Origin of the sequence: Nostoc sp. CMAA1605 (genome assembly GCF_021596505.1) — a bacterium.
Lineage (GTDB): Bacteria > Cyanobacteriota > Cyanobacteriia > Cyanobacteriales > Nostocaceae > Trichormus.
Genome location: NZ_PJIZ01000102.1, coordinates 13,465 through 28,593 on the forward strand (window position 1 = coordinate 13,465; position 15,129 = coordinate 28,593).

Genomic DNA, 15,129 nt, shown 5'->3' on the forward strand with positions numbered 1-15,129 from the left:
TTATCCCTTGCTGGGAGTCAAAAGAGTAATTTGCTGCTTTTGGAGCGATCGCACATCATCTAAGCTAGCATTGACTGATTGTAAGATTTCCTGTGTGGTCTTCTTCCCATCACAAGCTAAAAGAAACTGCCATGCTGACTCAGTAACACTCACCACTTGATAATCGTGATTGAAAAATTGCTTGCTATCTTGCCATCCTTGAATACAAGGACTAGGTTCAGGTATAGCCGACAATAACTTAGTATCTGATGCCCAATCTTCTCTAATAACAGGGCTACGTCCTAAGAAAAATTCGTAGTGGGTGATGGATGAGGGATCTAAGACTTCAATCAAGCGATATAATTGGCGATCGCTTAATGATTTTGCTCGTTCAATTAACTCTGGTGCTTGACCAATTAATCTTTCTAAATTCCAAATCTGGGGATTAGAAAAACCGATAAACTCTAATCCTGACGCATCTATTAATTCAAATAATGTATTGATGTTGTAATCAATTTCTTGGGGATGTACATACATATCAGCAAAGTAACCATCCCGTTGATTTTCCCATGCCCAACGTTCTTGTTCTCGTTTCCGCAGGCGGTTATCTTCTGGGAGCGTTGCAAATAATTTTCGTCCCACGGCTACACCATCAGTATAATCGCCCCGCTTATCTCCTTGAATAAGAGCGATCGCCTCTTGCATCAATTTAATTTCCCAACGTCCCAATTCACCATACACAAAAATGTGCATGATTCCACCAGGGGCTAATTTCTTGGCTAAAGCTTGAATCCCCCGAATTGGATCTGGTGTATGGTGCAGAACTCCCACACAGTTAATTAAATCAAACTCACCTGGAAGTTGTTCAACATCAAACAAACTCAGGTGATGAAATTCTACCCCGTCGCTCCTGATTTTTGACAACGTTCTTGAGCGACTGCTAGCGCGCCTGAACTTAAATCAATACCGACAACAGACGCTTCTGGGTTGAGATGTACCAAATATTCTGTTCCTACCCCTGTCCCACAACCTGCATCTAAAATGCGGACATTCTTTTGGGAGGGTTTTTGACCAGTGCAGAAGTTATACGCCGCTAGCCAATTCCATCGCCAGTTATAACCAGGAGGTGGTTCATCTAATAAAGGTTCTGGCGGGAATGGATAGGTATTGTAGAGTTTGGCAACTGCTGCACTAATGGTTTGGGAATCTGACATGGCTGGAGAACGGTAAGAGAGTTCCGACTAAAAAAATATACTATCACTGTGTAGGCAAGGGGGCAGGGGGCAGGGAGCAGGGGGAAAAATTAAAATATTCGCTCTTGGAAATTAGATGATTTATTTTCTGGAAGTCCCTAATAGTCACTGTCAGCTACACAAATTCCCTTGCATTTAATGCCGTTGGTGGCTGTGCGCTGACAATGAGGACAGAGAATTTTTTCTGTGTCTGGTGCGATATGTTGATTGGTGTCGGGTTGGGGTTGATTGTTATTGGTTTGGGGTTTCACGATGATGAGAAGAATGTAAATTTTTATAGGATATTGTTACATTTTACAAACCATCGAGATTTCCCCGCCAAGTTGTTTTTTAAAGTCAATAGTCAACAAGGAGGACATGGGGCAGGGTGCAGGGGGCAGGGGGGAAGAACACCATACATAAATGTAGGGGCTTGAAATAAGAATGTATTACTCGCGCTGACGCGCCTTGAAATAAATATTTTTACTTTCGAGCATACATAAATAATGGTGCTTGAATCCCTGTTGGCTCTTAAAAGCTAATTTCCCCCTTGCTCCCTGCTCCCCTGCCTCTTCTGGTCATTATCTCTCGCCCCGTTGAAACTTGGCTGTCATTTCTGCGCGAGACAAAGCACTAGTAGCAGACTCGCGCACATAAGAGTCGGTTGATTCATTCTCAATGACAGATTTCAGCACATCAATAGCTTTGGGATCGCCAATGGAGGCTAAAGCATTTACTAGAGAGATTCCCAAGGCTGGGTTATCAGTGGTTTGCAAGGCTTCAATCAAAACATCCACTACAGGAGAACCTATTTCACCCAAGGCCATCACCGCCGCAATATGCACTACAGGGTTAGGATCATTAAGAGCAGTCTTTAAACCTTGGACACCTGTTTCTGCAAAGGGAACATCGGGATGATTAATAGCGACTTGCGCCAATGCTTTAGCCGCACTTCCCCGCACAGTCACATTTTCACTATTAAGCAACGCCTCAACTAAAGGAGTTACCGCATCAGGGCCGATCGCACCCAAGGCTTTGACAGCCGCCCGTCTATAGGTGGTGTCATCTTCATCCAGAATACTCATTAATCTGGGAATCACGGTTGCGTCTGGATTTTCCGCTAACGCCCACATGGCTTGATCTCTTAGGTGTGGGTTGGGGTGTTTCAGTTGTTGAAATAGTTCTTCTGTAGTCATGGTTTTTAATTAAACAATCAAGGTAAATTCAGATTGAATATTTACGCATTGCAAGCAATATCTAAGCGCATTTCATTGCTGGGCTTAAATCCCAAATTACTATAAACAGGCTGTCCAGCAGGAGAAGCATGGAGAATTGCGCTAGTGCAATTGAGGAATTGGAGATGGGCGATCGCCATTTTTGTTAGTGATTTAGCAATTCCTTGCTGACGATATTCTGGCTCTACATAAACTCCCCAAATGTATCCATATTTTCTTTGCTGTTGCGTGAGAACATGGGGATACAATCCAGCAAATAGTTGACATCCTGCGGAAGCCACAATTTTTCCGTTTATTTCTGCTACAAAGGCTTTGTAAGCTAGTGTCTGTCTGGCATGATCAATAAATTGCACAGTTGTTTCTAGCCAATTAGCTTGAATGGATGCTTCCGCAACACCATTATCACGCCATAGCTGGAAAAAATGCCGCGCAATAGTTGCATCATCGTCGATGTTAGCTTCTCTAAACCTGATAGCATCCATAAATTGGGGATTAGTTAGGCTGTCTTTTCTTGGTTTTCTAAGGTGATTAAAGCTTTAGCTGCAACCAACCAATCACTATCTTGTGCTGCTTGTTGGTGTGCAGTGGTATCGCCCAGTTTTTCCAGTGACATCAAAGCTGCATACTTTAAATCCCAGATTTTAGTTTCAAGACAGGCTTTGAGTTCGGGAATTGCCCGTGAATCACCCAGTTCACCGAGGGCGATCGCCGCCGCCGCCCGTGATTTTTGAAACTGTGGTTGTTTGTTATGCAGGGCTTCCATCAGTAAATCATAAGCCTGGTGATGTTTCAACCAGCCAAATAGTTTCACCACATGGAAGTGCGCCCCATAATCATTACTAGCTTCTTCCGCATAGGTAGCAAATAAAGCCTCCGGTGCGGCATTGGTGTAGTGTTCCAAAATAGTTTTGCTGGCTAAATAGCAACGTCCAAAGTCAGTCTCGTATAATCCACGTATTAAAACTGACAATTCTGGTAGTTGATTATAACTATGGACTAAATCTAAACTTCGGGGATGGTCGTATAATGTTTGTTCTAAATGGGGTTGAATGGTATTGAATGTAATTGCCCCACTAGCAATTCCCGCTTCTGCTAAAGTTCTAATCCCCCGTAACCGAAACACCAGGGAAACTGGACATCTGGCAATATTAGGGATGGCACCATAGTAACGCGCATCCATCAAATCTTGGATAGATAACCGCCGCCCCAAAACATTGGAGTGTCGTAACATCGCTACAACCTTGTTCATCTGAGAATAGTCTTGAGTCAGACGACAAACTCCAGCGATCGCTGCACTAGCTGTAGGTGGATCAGCGTCATCCACAAATTTGCGAATTCTTTCTAAAGCAGGTTGATAATTAAATTTAGTCAGTGTATGAATTATTACTCTATGGGTTTGCCCTGGTTTTTCTAGTAACTGTGCTACTTCTTCTAATAAATGAAGGTCATCTGTACCGATTTCCCCAATCGCCCACACTGCATTTTCCACTGTGTAGCAATCGTTATCACCCAAACAAGTGCGAATTACAGGTAAAGCCACAGTAGCTTTAAGTCGCCCCAAAGTTTCCACTGATTTCCGGCGCACAATGCGATTATCTAAACTAGGGTCAGTTTGCTGTACAGCCCGAATCAGTGCATTAATTGACTGTTCCGTGGGAAAGTTTACCAGATGAGCCGCCGCCACATACCGCGAATCATCCTCACTCAATTGGTCTAAGGGAGTATCTAAAAGTGCGATCGCCTGTTCTTCTGTGAGATTAAATAAATTAAAAAAACGTTTATCCATAGTTATTAGTTATTAGTCATTAGTCATTAGTCCATAGTCAACAGTCCATAGTCAACAGTTTTTCTCACTTGCTACCTTATCTACCTTGTTCCCATGCCCATGCCCTATGCCCTATGCCCAATCCCCCCTCAAACAAAACAAACCCAGAGATTATTTGCCATTACTCAACCTTTACAGGCAAAGCAAAGAGCGAAGAACCTCTAGGTTTGCAAGGGTAACAAGTACCCGAATCACCAAATCACAAGCTAGCTAATTAACTTAACTTATGACAGAGAGTTGATAGCGTAGTCGAGAAGTGCATTGTACTCGGTCAATGCTTGAGCAGACATATCGCGAGGAGCGCAACCACGGTTACGAGCAAAGCTTAATGCTTCAACGTAGGGAGCGGTGGGTAGGCCTAAAGCGCGATAAACTTCACGTTGACCAGCAATACCCCACTCATCCAATGGGCCTGTGCCACCAACTACCAAGCTGTATTGAATGAGGCGGAGGTAGTGTTTGATATCGCGTAAGCACTTAGCTTTGAATGTGTCGGTGGAGTTAGCTTCTCCAGCGTTGTTTAAGTAAGGATATTTTTTGATGCAAGCGTTGTAAGCTTCGGTTGCAACTGCATCAAGGTTTCCAGCTAGCTTTTCAGCAGCTTCCAAACGAGCAGCAGCACGTTGGATAGAACCTTGTACGGATTCTAAATCAGAGGTGCTGGGGAAACGACCAGCAGCATCAGCAGATGCAATAACGGTGGTAACAACTGATTTCATTTCTTAAATCTCCCGAAAGGCTTTGAATTTAAATGGTGTTGGATATCAATACTTATGAGTTAATTGCTATTTTGCAATTAATTAGCTCAAAGCAGAGATGACGCGATCGAAGTAGCTGGAAGCTTCAGCAACCAAGCTAGCGCAACGATCTTCTACAACGGGAGTACCCATTTTGCGTAATTTAGCACCTGCACGAGCTTCGCTGGGGGTGTCTTGGATGTGAGCAACTGCTTGAGCCTTCATGATTTGAACGGCACGAACGGTAGAGGTGGTAGGTACGCCTAAAGCTGCGTAGGTTTCTTTCAAACCGTTCAAGCAACGATCATCTAATACGGAAGCATCACCAGCTAACAACGCATAGGTTACATAGCGTAAGATGATTTCAGCATCGCGTAAGCAAGCAGCCATGCGACGGTTAGGATAGCAGTTACCACCAGCTTGGATTAGACCTTGGTTTTCGCAGATCATACCAGCAACAGCATCGGAAACCATGCAGCTAGCGTTGCTAGCAATTGCGTTTACAGCATCCAAGCGTCTGTTGCCGCTAGCAACGAAAGCTCTCAATGCAGCGATATCATTTACAGTAGAGGTGCTAGCATCTGCTGAAACTACAGCTCTAGAAAAAGCGTCAAGCATTTCGCTCTCCTTGGAATATTGGTTATCTTTAAAACTCGGTTGCCTGTTCCTTGAACCAGACAATATAGAACATAAAAGATGAAGGCTGTCTCAGTCTCAGTTATGAGAAACAAAGTAATAATCCTTAACAAACAATCCCCTATCAGGTATTTCTGATAGGGGATGATATTTGGCAGTTATGTAAAATTCTTAGTGAGCAGCGAAACGATGAAGTATGAATGATTTCAGAGGATAAACCTAGACCTGTTTGAGAAGATGTTTGATCATATTGTCTTTGACCATTAACTGCCGCAATACTTCCAAAAGAAACTTTTGTGATTCTTCTTTGCTTAAATCCTTTATTTGTTCTTCATACAGTTTGAGGTTGAATTTCTGCTCTAAATTCAGCTCCATTGGGATATCCGTCATGCCTACTCTCCTGTTGTTTCGCAATATAAATTTTCATCTAGCCCTTGAAAGTAAGATTAACAAAAGTTACACCTACTTGACAAGTAGACGTTTTTAGACGTTATCGAATAAACGATTGGGAATTAGGGGTGGTATGGGGATGGGGCATAGGGCATGGGGCATAGGGCATTGTGGTAAAGGTGTAGGGGTTTAAGGGTGTAGGGGAAAAATCTTATTCTCAATGCCCAATGCCCACTTGCCCTGAGCGAAGCCGAAGGGATGCCCCATGCCCAATGCCCCATACCCCATACCCTACAAAATGGTATATTTAGGCATAGGGTTATCTTGTAGTTCGGAGTTTGCTTTTAAGTTATGGATGCAATGGAGTTTTTTCAGCTAAGTAGTGGTAAATGGCGATCGCAACGCACAACACACCACCTTGCTTTTAAGAGAACTGAAGCTGGAGAATCCGAAATCCAGGTTCAAGCTTTGGCTGCTGATGATCCTCAAGTAATCGCTATTTGCCAACTCCATGAGGTTGACCCTCAATTGGCAATTGGTGGTGCTTATGTCACCTGGCAAGGGGCAATGGGATGGGATAGAGAAGACGAAAACCATGAAGGTTCAACTGTATTTGCTCTAGTTCCTGATGCAGATAATCCCCGTCAAGGTTCACTGCTCAGAGAGCGTGGCTATGCGGAAATTGTCCCCGTGGTAGGGCAATATCACATGGATGATGAAAATGCTTTAGTTTTAACAACTGAATACGAAACGATGAGTTCGGTAGAAAGATTTTGGTTTGTTAGCTCTAGCATTCGGATGCGAAGCAGTACAGTGAAAAGATTTGGCGGTTTTAGTACAGCTACATTTTGTACTGAGTTCCGAATTGCAGATGCTTCTGGGGCAGAAGGGCTGGCGAATCCAGCCGAAAATGTAGTTCAACGTGCAGAATATTTCTCGTTCTTTGGTGGATAAATTAATCATCACCACCAGTAATGATCCATTTACGCGAGGGCTAGATTACCTGTATGGAATTAGGGGTCTAGCTCTTGACTCAGAAATGATAGATGTGGTTTATGATATGAATAACCGCATCCCTATATGTGCTTGGATCGGTCAACATATTGACAGGGTGAACCGACAACTCGAAAACTATCTTCAGGCTTGCCACGATTGTTTTCACCCTTGGGAGCAACCTACTGTGCAGATTTTTGCTGCTCCTTTAGCCCAACGCTTTGGGGTTGATGGTTTTTGTAACCTTAAAACTAATCCCATGACAATCCTAATTGATGTGGGAAGAGTCCTGCCAGCAGATTGGTTACTGCTGGTAGTACATGAATATGCCCATGCTCATGCGGGTTTACCTGGACATCATGAGAAATTCGCGCGATCGCTAACTCATTTGTGTCTAGGATTGGGGATTGCACCCCCCGCTTGGCAATCTGGCATGGATTATCACTTGCGGTTTTATCCTCATTGTCGTGCCACTCCAAATCCCTTGGCGTTTTGGCGAGGAGAATCATAAGAGGCAGGGGAGAAGAGAGCAGGGCGCAGGGGAGAAAAGCCAATCAAAAGGGGAAGCAAGCTACACTTCAGCATCTTTTTGACGCAGTCTCTCAAAGAGAAGTTTGGTTTGTACCGACAATTCCCTCTTCTCCCTGCCCCCTGCCCCCCTGCCTCTTATTAACCTGCCCCCTGCCTCTTATAAAGATGAGCGATCAAATGTTACGAATTACTGCTTTGTATCGCAAATCAAAGGGCAAAAATCCTATATAGTCGTATCCTAAATTTTCAGATTCCCAATGTGGATAGCAGTTGTATCAATCAACATTTTGAGAAACCATAAAGTTTGTTGATGGTAAACATTGAATAGTCAAAAGTCAACAAAAAAAATGTGTTCTCTTGGAGATTGATAACAGCTAATCTACCTAATGACAATGGCGGAATTTTGTTGGTGAATTCTTCAGACCATAGAGGTATTTGTTATGTCAATTCCCTTGTTGGAATATGCCCCTTCATCCCAAAATCAGCGCGTTACTGCCTTTGAAGTGCCTGGTGATGAACAGCCGAGAGTTTACACAACAGATAACTTGCCATCATCCAGTGAAATGGATGCTTTGATTGCGGCGGCTTATCGGCAGATTTTCCATGAACAACAGATGTTGTTTAGTAATCGTCAAATCTTTTTAGAATCTCAACTTAGAGCTGGACAAATCACAGTTAAAGACTTTATTCGAGGATTAGCCTTATCTGATTCCTTCCGGCGACTCAATTACGATTCTAACAATAATTATCGCTTTGTAGAAATTTGTGTACAAAGGATTTTAGGACGTAGAGTTTATAGCGATCGCGAAAAACTGGCTTGGTCAATAGTCATTGCTACTAAAGGACTATCAGGTTTCATCGACGATTTACTAAACAGCGAAGAATATAACACCAACTTCGGTGATTCTACAGTTCCCTATCAATTGCGTCGGGTCTTACCACAACGAACCAGAGGTGAATTACCTTTTGAAAGAATGGCACGCTACGGTACAGATTACCGCGACAAATTGCCAGCTTCTATGAGAGGATATGAACCATTAAACTGGCAAACATTTTTACGTGGTTCTAACAAAGATGTTATGCAGTGGATAGCAGCCACCATCGTCTTTTTGATAGCCTCTTTCTACTTACTGCCCATCTTTAATGTATTACCCCAAATTGGGCCATACTAGTCAAAAAACAAGTAAAAAGGCAAAAGGCAAAAGGTAAAAGTAAAAAGTAAAGTTTACTTTTTGCAATATTCTGCTATCCAATCTATAATGCCAATATTAGGGACACAAAGTTAGTTGTGTCCCTAATATTATTTATTCTCTTTTAATCCAAAATCCAAAATTGTTATTACTTCCCAATATCCTCATTCCATAACTCAGGATTATTAGTAATAAAATCATTCATCATCTGCTCACATTCATCTAAATTTAAATCAATTACTTCCACACCGTGAGATACCATAAATTCTTTTGCGCCGGGGAAAGTTCTAGACTCTCCGGCGATGACTTTTTTTATCCCGAATTGCACCACAGCCCCAGCACATAAATAACAAGGCATGAGAGTGGAATATAATGTTGTACCTCTGTAGCTGCCAATTCTACCGGCATTACGGAGACAATCGATTTCAGCATGGGTGACAGGATCACCATCTTGCACTCGTTTGTTATGTCCTTTACCGATCATCTGGCCATCTTTGACAAGCACAGAACCGATGGGAATTCCCCCTTCTTGTCTACCTTGTTGTGCTTCTTGAATCGCAGCTTGCATAAATTCATCCATATCTAATTTTCTCCTCATGAACAAACAACTAGTATTAATGGATCACGATGGCGGTGTAGACGACTATCTAGCGACTATGCTGCTGTTGACAATGGAACATATTGAACTTCTCGGTGTTGTCGTTACACCCGCCGATTGTTATGTACAGCCAGCCGTTAGTGCTACACGCAAAATTATAGATTTGATGGGATTTTCTCACATCCCAGTAGCAGAAAGTACGGTACGCGGTATTAATCCTTTTCCGCGTTTATATCGTCGTGATTCGTTGATTGTGGATCATTTGCCAATTCTCAATCAAAATGAGTTTCTCACAACACCTTTAGTGAAACAAACAGGTCAAGATTTTATGGTGCAGGTGTTACGAGAAGCACCAGAACCAGTCACACTCATGGTAACAGGGCCACTTACAACTGTAGCTGTAGCCTTAGAAAAAGCACCAGATATTGAATCTAAAATTGCCAAAATTGTCTGGATGGGTGGTGCTTTAAAAGTTCCTGGAAATGTGGAAAAAAGTTTAGAAGCTGGACAAGATGGTTCAGCAGAATGGAATGTTTATTGGGATGCAATTTCGGCGGCGCAGGTATGGGAAACCCAAATAGAAATTATTATGTGTCCTTTGGATTTAACTAATAATGTACCAGTGACATCAGATTTAGTTCAAAAAATGGGCAAACAACGCCACTATCCCATTTCTGATTTAGCAGGACAATGTTATGCCTTAGTAATTCCGCAAGATTATTATTTCTGGGATGTGTTAGCAACCGCCTATTTAGGAAGACCAGAACTTTATGAATTATGGGAGTGGGAAACGGAAATTATTACTAGTGGTATTAGTCAAGGTCGTACGAAAATTGTTTCTGGAGGCAAACGAATTTTAGCTATGGATAAAGTTGATAAAGATGCTTTTTACAGTTATATTTTGCAGCAATGGGCAAGATAGCAACATCAACAATTCAAGGTTTTTATTTGTGTACAGCTTGATAGCAAATTGACTTATGTTTTCAGGGCTGAACGCTGTTTAAATCCTACAAAATACATAGATAAGTAGTGCTGTGTCACGCCTTAAATGTTGCATTAAAACTCTCTTGTGGGATGGGCTTCTAGCCCGTCCGGTGCGGGCAATATGCCCACACCACAAGAACTAAATATTTGCACTATTTTAGTCTTGACACACCACTACTTATACTCAAATGTTTTCTCCCAATCACATCAGATTATTATTATGTATACTTTAATCATTTAATCAGGGAACGCTAAACCAGTTTGAGGATCGCGGATATATAGTCCTAATGTCAAACTCCGCATTACTTCATCCCAAATAGGTGTTAACTTTTCGGCTTGATCTGCCCAATAATCAAAGGTAATTAAACATTGCACATTTGACCCTAAACCAATACAAATGCGTGAAAAAGCTTCCCGTGGTTCTGTTTGGGTGTCAATAAATTTAATCTCTGTCCAGACAATCTTGGCGGTTTGACGTTTGACACTAATAATTTCACCCTTTTCAATGACATCCCTACTGTCATCATCTACCACTTTTCTTAAGGTAGATTTTAGAGGAAATAAACTCCAATCACGGGGGGGTAGCTGATTAAATGATACTTCTAGACAGCAATCATCTTTGGGTGGTTTGTTATCCATGAATTTAAAAGATTTTTCTTGTGGTTCAAACACCCAATTTTGTGGGACATTGAAGCGAACAGCTCCCCGATTAGCTACAAAAATTTTGTAGCCTGATGGAGATTCCCAGCGATGATCAGGCTTGAGTTCTAGAGTTTCCTTAATCCACTGGAGATTGCTTTTTTTGTGCTTGCTCATAGTTTTATTGCCAATCTACAATGCTTGCGTTTGCATTTAACTTATCGGAGACATGATTGCTATGTTGATAGTATCAAATTCCCCGATAAGCTAATGCTTTTACTTTAGCAACCAGTGATAACTTCACTGACATACGCTCAACATATTGGCACATTTGAAGATTTAGCGATCGCGCTCTCTATGACTTCAAGCCGCAGACTTTATTCACGTTACCAAGTTTTAGCTAGGAGCTTTTTCGTTAGCTAGAAAATTACGCACATCAGGGAGATACTGGGGACAATAATATTTGACTGATGCACTAAATATATATCCCAGTGCAGATTTTTCGCCTTCTGTTAAGTTAGGATTTTGAGTTGTTATAGCGTTAAAAAACGTTTTAATAGCTGTGCTGGCACCATTATTTTTGACTCCGGTACAAATATCACGAGCAGTTTTCACATTTTGTTCGGGAGTCACATCGGAAAAGGTTGTGCCATTATTACGCGCAAAAGATTCAATATCAGCAATGAATGCTAAATCGGTTTGATTAAGTTGTTTATTTTCTGATGACGGCACGGATGTATTTTCACTTGGAGGTGTTGTTTCTTCGTTAGATGTGTTTTCGCTCGGAGGCTTTGTTTCTTCGTTAGATGTATTTTCACTTGGAGGTGTTGTTTCCTCGGTAGATGTATTTTCACTCGGAGGTGTTGCTTCTTCAGTAGGTGTGGTTTGGCTAGAAGGTGTTGTTTCCTCAGTAGGTGTGGTTTGGCTAGAAGGTGTTGTTTGTCTGGATACATTAGAATTATTCACTCCACTGCATCCACATAAAAGCATCAAAAGTGCGAAACTTATTCCTTTTTGAATATTCATCTCTAAAATCCTGTTTTGGGTGGAAAAATTTAGATGTATTGTCACTTTTTATAACTTATTTTGCTAAAAAATAACCGTAATAGCACTGATTAATTAATGATTTTTTACATTATTAACACGCTAGTATTATGTTTTGTTAACTGTAGAATCTATTGTGTCTACTTTAACTTTGATAAATAGCGATCGCACTAAGTAAATAATCTCAGATTATCTATGTTCTTCGACTGTCGTAACATAACACACTAAAACTTATATAAATAGTAAGTTAGGCTTGCTTTGATGCACTGCGATAAAAGTTAAATAAAGGTGAGCCTGTGTCTAATTTAGAACTCCATAAATATTTCCCTAAACTTCCAGAAGCAGCCCTCAAAGAATTTGTTGAATGGTGTATTTTAGAACAGGCAAAATCAGCAGGGATAGAATTTACTCCTGATCTAAGTAAGCTGGAAAATCTTATCCCCAATGAATATATTTGGCAACTGATTGATCAGTTCATGAAAAGTAGACCAGACCCCATTAAAACCGGACTTGTCTCCGCAATGGCTGGACAAGAAGCTGATAGTCATGGGTTAATAGGTTCAGCTATTATGGTAGATTTTGTATCTCTTTATGTTAAGTATTTAATTCCTGAAAATGGCACTACTCCAGACGAAGCAAAAACATTAATTACTGAAGCAGCAATTCAACAGTATGAAAAGCTTTCTGAATTGGCTGATAAATATAATGTGACTTTTTAATTAGTTTCAAGAGTATGGGTTACAGAGACAGTCTCGGAGATTTTTTTGGCTGCTATACTCTGTAACCTTTAATTCTCTTAGAACTTGTTTGTAAGATGATATTAAGAATAAATTAAGAAAAATGTTGTGAATTGGTAAATTAAATTGTGTACTAATGTAAAGCGATCGCACTCTCTACACTAGTTTTACCAGCACAGATTTAGCAAAACTCAATTATCTGCTGGTACTAAATTCACATCATCACAAGAACCACCAGAAAGGCGATAATCATCTACTTGCACCCAACTATCTTGACCTAATGCCCAAAATCCGGTGAAGATATTGTACACAGATTCATTACCTGTTCTAAATCTCAGAGTCAAAGGTGTATAACCAGGTAGACTACCAAATTTCAATTCTGTAAACACCTTTTGTTTAGCATCTCTCACACCAAAATAACCATCTGTCACATTACCGGAAGTGCGGACATAGGCTGTTAACACATATTGGGTATTAGGCTGGAGTCTGACACGCTGACGGATACCATTCCATCCCGAAACATTCCGCATCCAAGCGTTGTTTCTCCCAGCATGACTGTATCCTGCCCCAACATCAATACCAACTCTTCCTTCACCAACCCAAGGAATAGAAACTCTTTGGCTAGTCTGTCCTTCAAAATTACCACCAGACAAAGGAGCAGCACAAGAAGCGTGAGTTTGAGTAGCTGAAAAACTGAGTGTAACTAAAGTAGTAATAACTGCGGCGATTTTAGCAATGGAGAACTGTAGTTTAGCCATTGGGCTTGATACCTTAATTGTGGGTAATGATGAAAGCTGACAAGTCATCATATGTTCCCACAATTAGTTTTATGCACATCAGATGTACTAGAGCCTGCGAGTTGATCAAATTAACCAATATATATTTTCTTAATTAACCTATGCTTTGATTTTTGTTAATTGACTCTACCCATTGACGCTGAAATTCTTCTTGAACTTCAACAGTAACAGGCTCAACATCTTCTCCAGTATCAAAAATGCGTACTAAATCACGGCGAGTAGGATAACTACCAATTTTTGCTTTATAAACTTTCAATCCTAAACCCATCTCTAATGCCATTCCGGTAACTATAATTTTACGACTTGCGCCGTAACATATTGGATAAATATCTTGTAAGGCTAGTTTTCTACGAATCAGCTTCAATGCTCCAAAAAAATGGCAATCAATACATTCAATTTCACCATTAGCCCATTTCATTAAAATTCTACAGTCAGTGTGTCTTCCTCTGTTATCATTCCAATCTCGGCAAGCAAGTTCTACAGATGCAGGAAACAAATGATAACTAGAGTTTTTTAGCAAAATGTCATATTGACCATACATTATTTCGGAAATATTCGACATAAAAGCATAATTAAAACTGGTAGCTAATTACTCTATGCTAACAATAATTGGTTGTGGAAATCTCAATCGCAGCGATGATGCTGTAGGCGTAATCATTGCCCAACGCCTACAAAAATACCTAGCTGAAAATCCTCATCCTAACGTACAAATATACGACTGTGGCACAGCCGGGATGGAGGTAATGTTTCAGGCTAGGGGTAGTAAAAAATTAGTAATTATTGATGCTAGTTCCACAGGTTCAGAACCTGGTGCAGTTTTTCAAGTTCCTGGAGAAGAATTAGCAACGTTACCAGAACCTAGTTATAACCTGCATGATTTTCGTTGGGATCATGCTATAGCTGCGGGAAAGAAAATCTTTCCCGAGATTTCCCACAAGATGTAATTGTTTATTTAATTGAAGCTGTGAGTCTTGATTTGGACTAGATTAAGTCCTGTGGTGCAAAATGCTGCTGATTTGGTATTTGAAAAATCACTCAAATAATTCGTAATTATGATAGGGCATAGGGCATTGGGAATAAAAAATCAAAGACAAATATTCTTTAATTTTGAATTTTGAATTTTGAATTTTGAATTCTTTTGCCCCTCTGCTTCCTTTCAAGCCATATCTCGATACACAGAAAGTTCATCTACCCTCATTTCAAAAGGTACACCTTCACTCTCTGGAGGACAAACGCGAATCTTAGCACTGCTCACGATTGATTGAGTAATTTACCCATTGGTACGAGTTTTTGTAGTACCCGCCATTCGTAACTTGATCTGGACATTCAATCACCAATGTTCATAGCATTGGCTTGAGTTGTGACGTACCATCTACAATTAGACAACAGATTTTTGAGAGTGCGATCGCAAGCGTCGTAAAAATACCTGCTAATCGAATACTCTAGTTGCTGTCTCAAAATAATATCAGCCGATGATGGCTGCATAGGATGATAGTCATCACTATTAAAATAGAAACTCTGCCCTTTCATTTCTAATCACAATCCTAAATTAAATGCCAATTGCTACTGCATAAAGCACATC

18 protein-coding genes and 3 pseudogenes are annotated in these 15,129 nt (G+C 40.8%); 6 read left to right on the forward strand and 15 right to left on the reverse strand.

Annotated features, from left to right (window positions below):
* The 9 genes and pseudogenes from CV014_RS24950 to CV014_RS24990 all read right to left on the reverse strand — a co-directional run bounded on the left by CV014_RS24950 (position 1) and on the right by CV014_RS24990 (position 6,315).
* A pseudogene (locus CV014_RS24950) lies at positions 1-1,193 on the reverse strand (class I SAM-dependent methyltransferase).
* 137 nt (positions 1,194-1,330) lie between these two features.
* Complete coding sequence (locus tag CV014_RS24955) at positions 1,331-1,483, reverse strand: hypothetical protein (RefSeq protein WP_236144482.1); 153 nt, start codon at positions 1,481-1,483, stop codon at positions 1,331-1,333.
* Positions 1,484-1,792: 309 nt separating this feature from the next.
* Complete coding sequence (locus tag CV014_RS24960) at positions 1,793-2,407, reverse strand: HEAT repeat domain-containing protein (RefSeq protein WP_236144483.1); 615 nt, start codon at positions 2,405-2,407, stop codon at positions 1,793-1,795.
* Between the two features lie 41 nt (positions 2,408-2,448).
* Positions 2,449-2,928 (reverse strand): GNAT family N-acetyltransferase, encoded by a 480-nt coding sequence (locus CV014_RS24965; RefSeq protein WP_236144484.1) that lies wholly within the window; start codon positions 2,926-2,928, stop codon positions 2,449-2,451.
* A gap of 14 nt (positions 2,929-2,942) precedes the next feature.
* The gene (locus tag CV014_RS24970; RefSeq protein ID WP_236144485.1) at positions 2,943-4,232 is read right to left on the reverse strand and encodes a HEAT repeat domain-containing protein; all 1,290 of its coding nucleotides are present in this window, start codon (positions 4,230-4,232) and stop codon (positions 2,943-2,945) included.
* Positions 4,233-4,495: 263 nt separating this feature from the next.
* Positions 4,496-4,990 (reverse strand): C-phycoerythrin subunit alpha, encoded by a 495-nt coding sequence (gene cpeA, locus CV014_RS24975; RefSeq protein ID WP_103135428.1) that lies wholly within the window; start codon positions 4,988-4,990, stop codon positions 4,496-4,498.
* Positions 4,991-5,071: 81 nt separating this feature from the next.
* Complete coding sequence (gene cpeB, locus CV014_RS24980) at positions 5,072-5,626, reverse strand: C-phycoerythrin subunit beta (RefSeq protein ID WP_103135427.1); 555 nt, start codon at positions 5,624-5,626, stop codon at positions 5,072-5,074.
* A 237-nt stretch (positions 5,627-5,863) separates the two neighbouring features.
* A complete protein-coding gene (locus CV014_RS24985; protein WP_103140533.1) occupies positions 5,864-6,034 on the reverse strand; it encodes an NblA/ycf18 family protein in 171 nt (56 codons plus the stop codon).
* A gap of 122 nt (positions 6,035-6,156) precedes the next feature.
* Positions 6,157-6,315 (reverse strand): hypothetical protein, encoded by a 159-nt coding sequence (locus CV014_RS24990; RefSeq protein ID WP_236144486.1) that lies wholly within the window; start codon positions 6,313-6,315, stop codon positions 6,157-6,159.
* 70 nt (positions 6,316-6,385) lie between these two features.
* Here CV014_RS24990 and CV014_RS24995 point away from each other — a divergent pair, with 70 nt between their 5' ends.
* The 3 genes from CV014_RS24995 (at position 6,386) to CV014_RS25005 (ending at position 8,730) form a co-directional block, all read left to right on the forward strand.
* On the forward strand, positions 6,386-6,988 hold the full coding sequence (locus CV014_RS24995; protein WP_236144487.1) for a phycobiliprotein lyase: 603 nt from the start codon (positions 6,386-6,388) through the stop codon (positions 6,986-6,988).
* The gene (locus CV014_RS25000; RefSeq protein WP_236144488.1) at positions 6,957-7,538 is read left to right on the forward strand and encodes a hypothetical protein; all 582 of its coding nucleotides are present in this window, start codon (positions 6,957-6,959) and stop codon (positions 7,536-7,538) included. Before CV014_RS24995 ends, CV014_RS25000 begins: the two co-directional genes overlap by 32 nt.
* 460 nt (positions 7,539-7,998) lie before the next feature.
* Entirely contained in the window at positions 7,999-8,730 is a 732-nt protein-coding gene (locus CV014_RS25005) for a phycobilisome rod-core linker polypeptide (protein ID WP_236144489.1), read from the forward strand.
* 166 nt (positions 8,731-8,896) lie between these two features.
* On the opposite strand, the gene CV014_RS25010 is transcribed toward CV014_RS25005, so the two are convergent.
* Positions 8,897-9,328, reverse strand: a complete 432-nt coding sequence (locus CV014_RS25010; protein ID WP_236144490.1) for a nucleoside deaminase — start codon at positions 9,326-9,328, stop codon at positions 8,897-8,899.
* Positions 9,329-9,344: 16 nt separating this feature from the next.
* On the opposite strand from CV014_RS25010, the gene CV014_RS25015 reads away from it, so the two are divergent.
* Positions 9,345-10,268: a nucleoside hydrolase gene (locus CV014_RS25015; RefSeq protein ID WP_236144491.1), complete on the forward strand. Its 924-nt coding sequence runs from the start codon at positions 9,345-9,347 to the stop codon at positions 10,266-10,268.
* Positions 10,269-10,567: 299 nt separating this feature from the next.
* Here CV014_RS25015 and CV014_RS25020 read toward each other — a convergent pair whose 3' ends face one another.
* Both CV014_RS25020 and CV014_RS25025 read right to left on the reverse strand, forming a co-directional pair.
* Positions 10,568-11,146 (reverse strand): hypothetical protein, encoded by a 579-nt coding sequence (locus tag CV014_RS25020; RefSeq protein ID WP_236144492.1) that lies wholly within the window; start codon positions 11,144-11,146, stop codon positions 10,568-10,570.
* 219 nt (positions 11,147-11,365) lie between these two features.
* Positions 11,366-11,935, reverse strand: coding sequence for a DUF732 domain-containing protein (locus CV014_RS25025; RefSeq protein ID WP_236144493.1), 570 nt, complete (start codon positions 11,933-11,935; stop codon positions 11,366-11,368).
* 374 nt (positions 11,936-12,309) lie between these two features.
* Here CV014_RS25025 and CV014_RS25030 point away from each other — a divergent pair, with 374 nt between their 5' ends.
* Positions 12,310-12,732: a hypothetical protein gene (locus CV014_RS25030; RefSeq protein WP_236144494.1), complete on the forward strand. Its 423-nt coding sequence runs from the start codon at positions 12,310-12,312 to the stop codon at positions 12,730-12,732.
* A 209-nt stretch (positions 12,733-12,941) separates the two neighbouring features.
* Here CV014_RS25030 and CV014_RS25035 read toward each other — a convergent pair whose 3' ends face one another.
* Positions 12,942-13,559, reverse strand: coding sequence for an epsilon-toxin family protein (locus CV014_RS25035; RefSeq protein ID WP_236144495.1), 618 nt, complete (start codon positions 13,557-13,559; stop codon positions 12,942-12,944).
* Between the two features lie 82 nt (positions 13,560-13,641).
* Complete coding sequence (locus CV014_RS25040) at positions 13,642-14,109, reverse strand: hypothetical protein (RefSeq protein WP_236144496.1); 468 nt, start codon at positions 14,107-14,109, stop codon at positions 13,642-13,644.
* A gap of 34 nt (positions 14,110-14,143) precedes the next feature.
* Here CV014_RS25040 and CV014_RS25045 point away from each other — a divergent pair.
* Positions 14,144-14,590 (forward strand): annotated as a pseudogene (locus CV014_RS25045) (hydrogenase maturation protease).
* Positions 14,591-14,703: 113 nt separating this feature from the next.
* On the opposite strand, the pseudogene CV014_RS25050 reads toward CV014_RS25045, so the two are convergent.
* Positions 14,704-15,077: pseudogene (locus tag CV014_RS25050) on the reverse strand (hypothetical protein).
* Between the last annotated feature and the right edge of the window lie 52 nt (positions 15,078-15,129).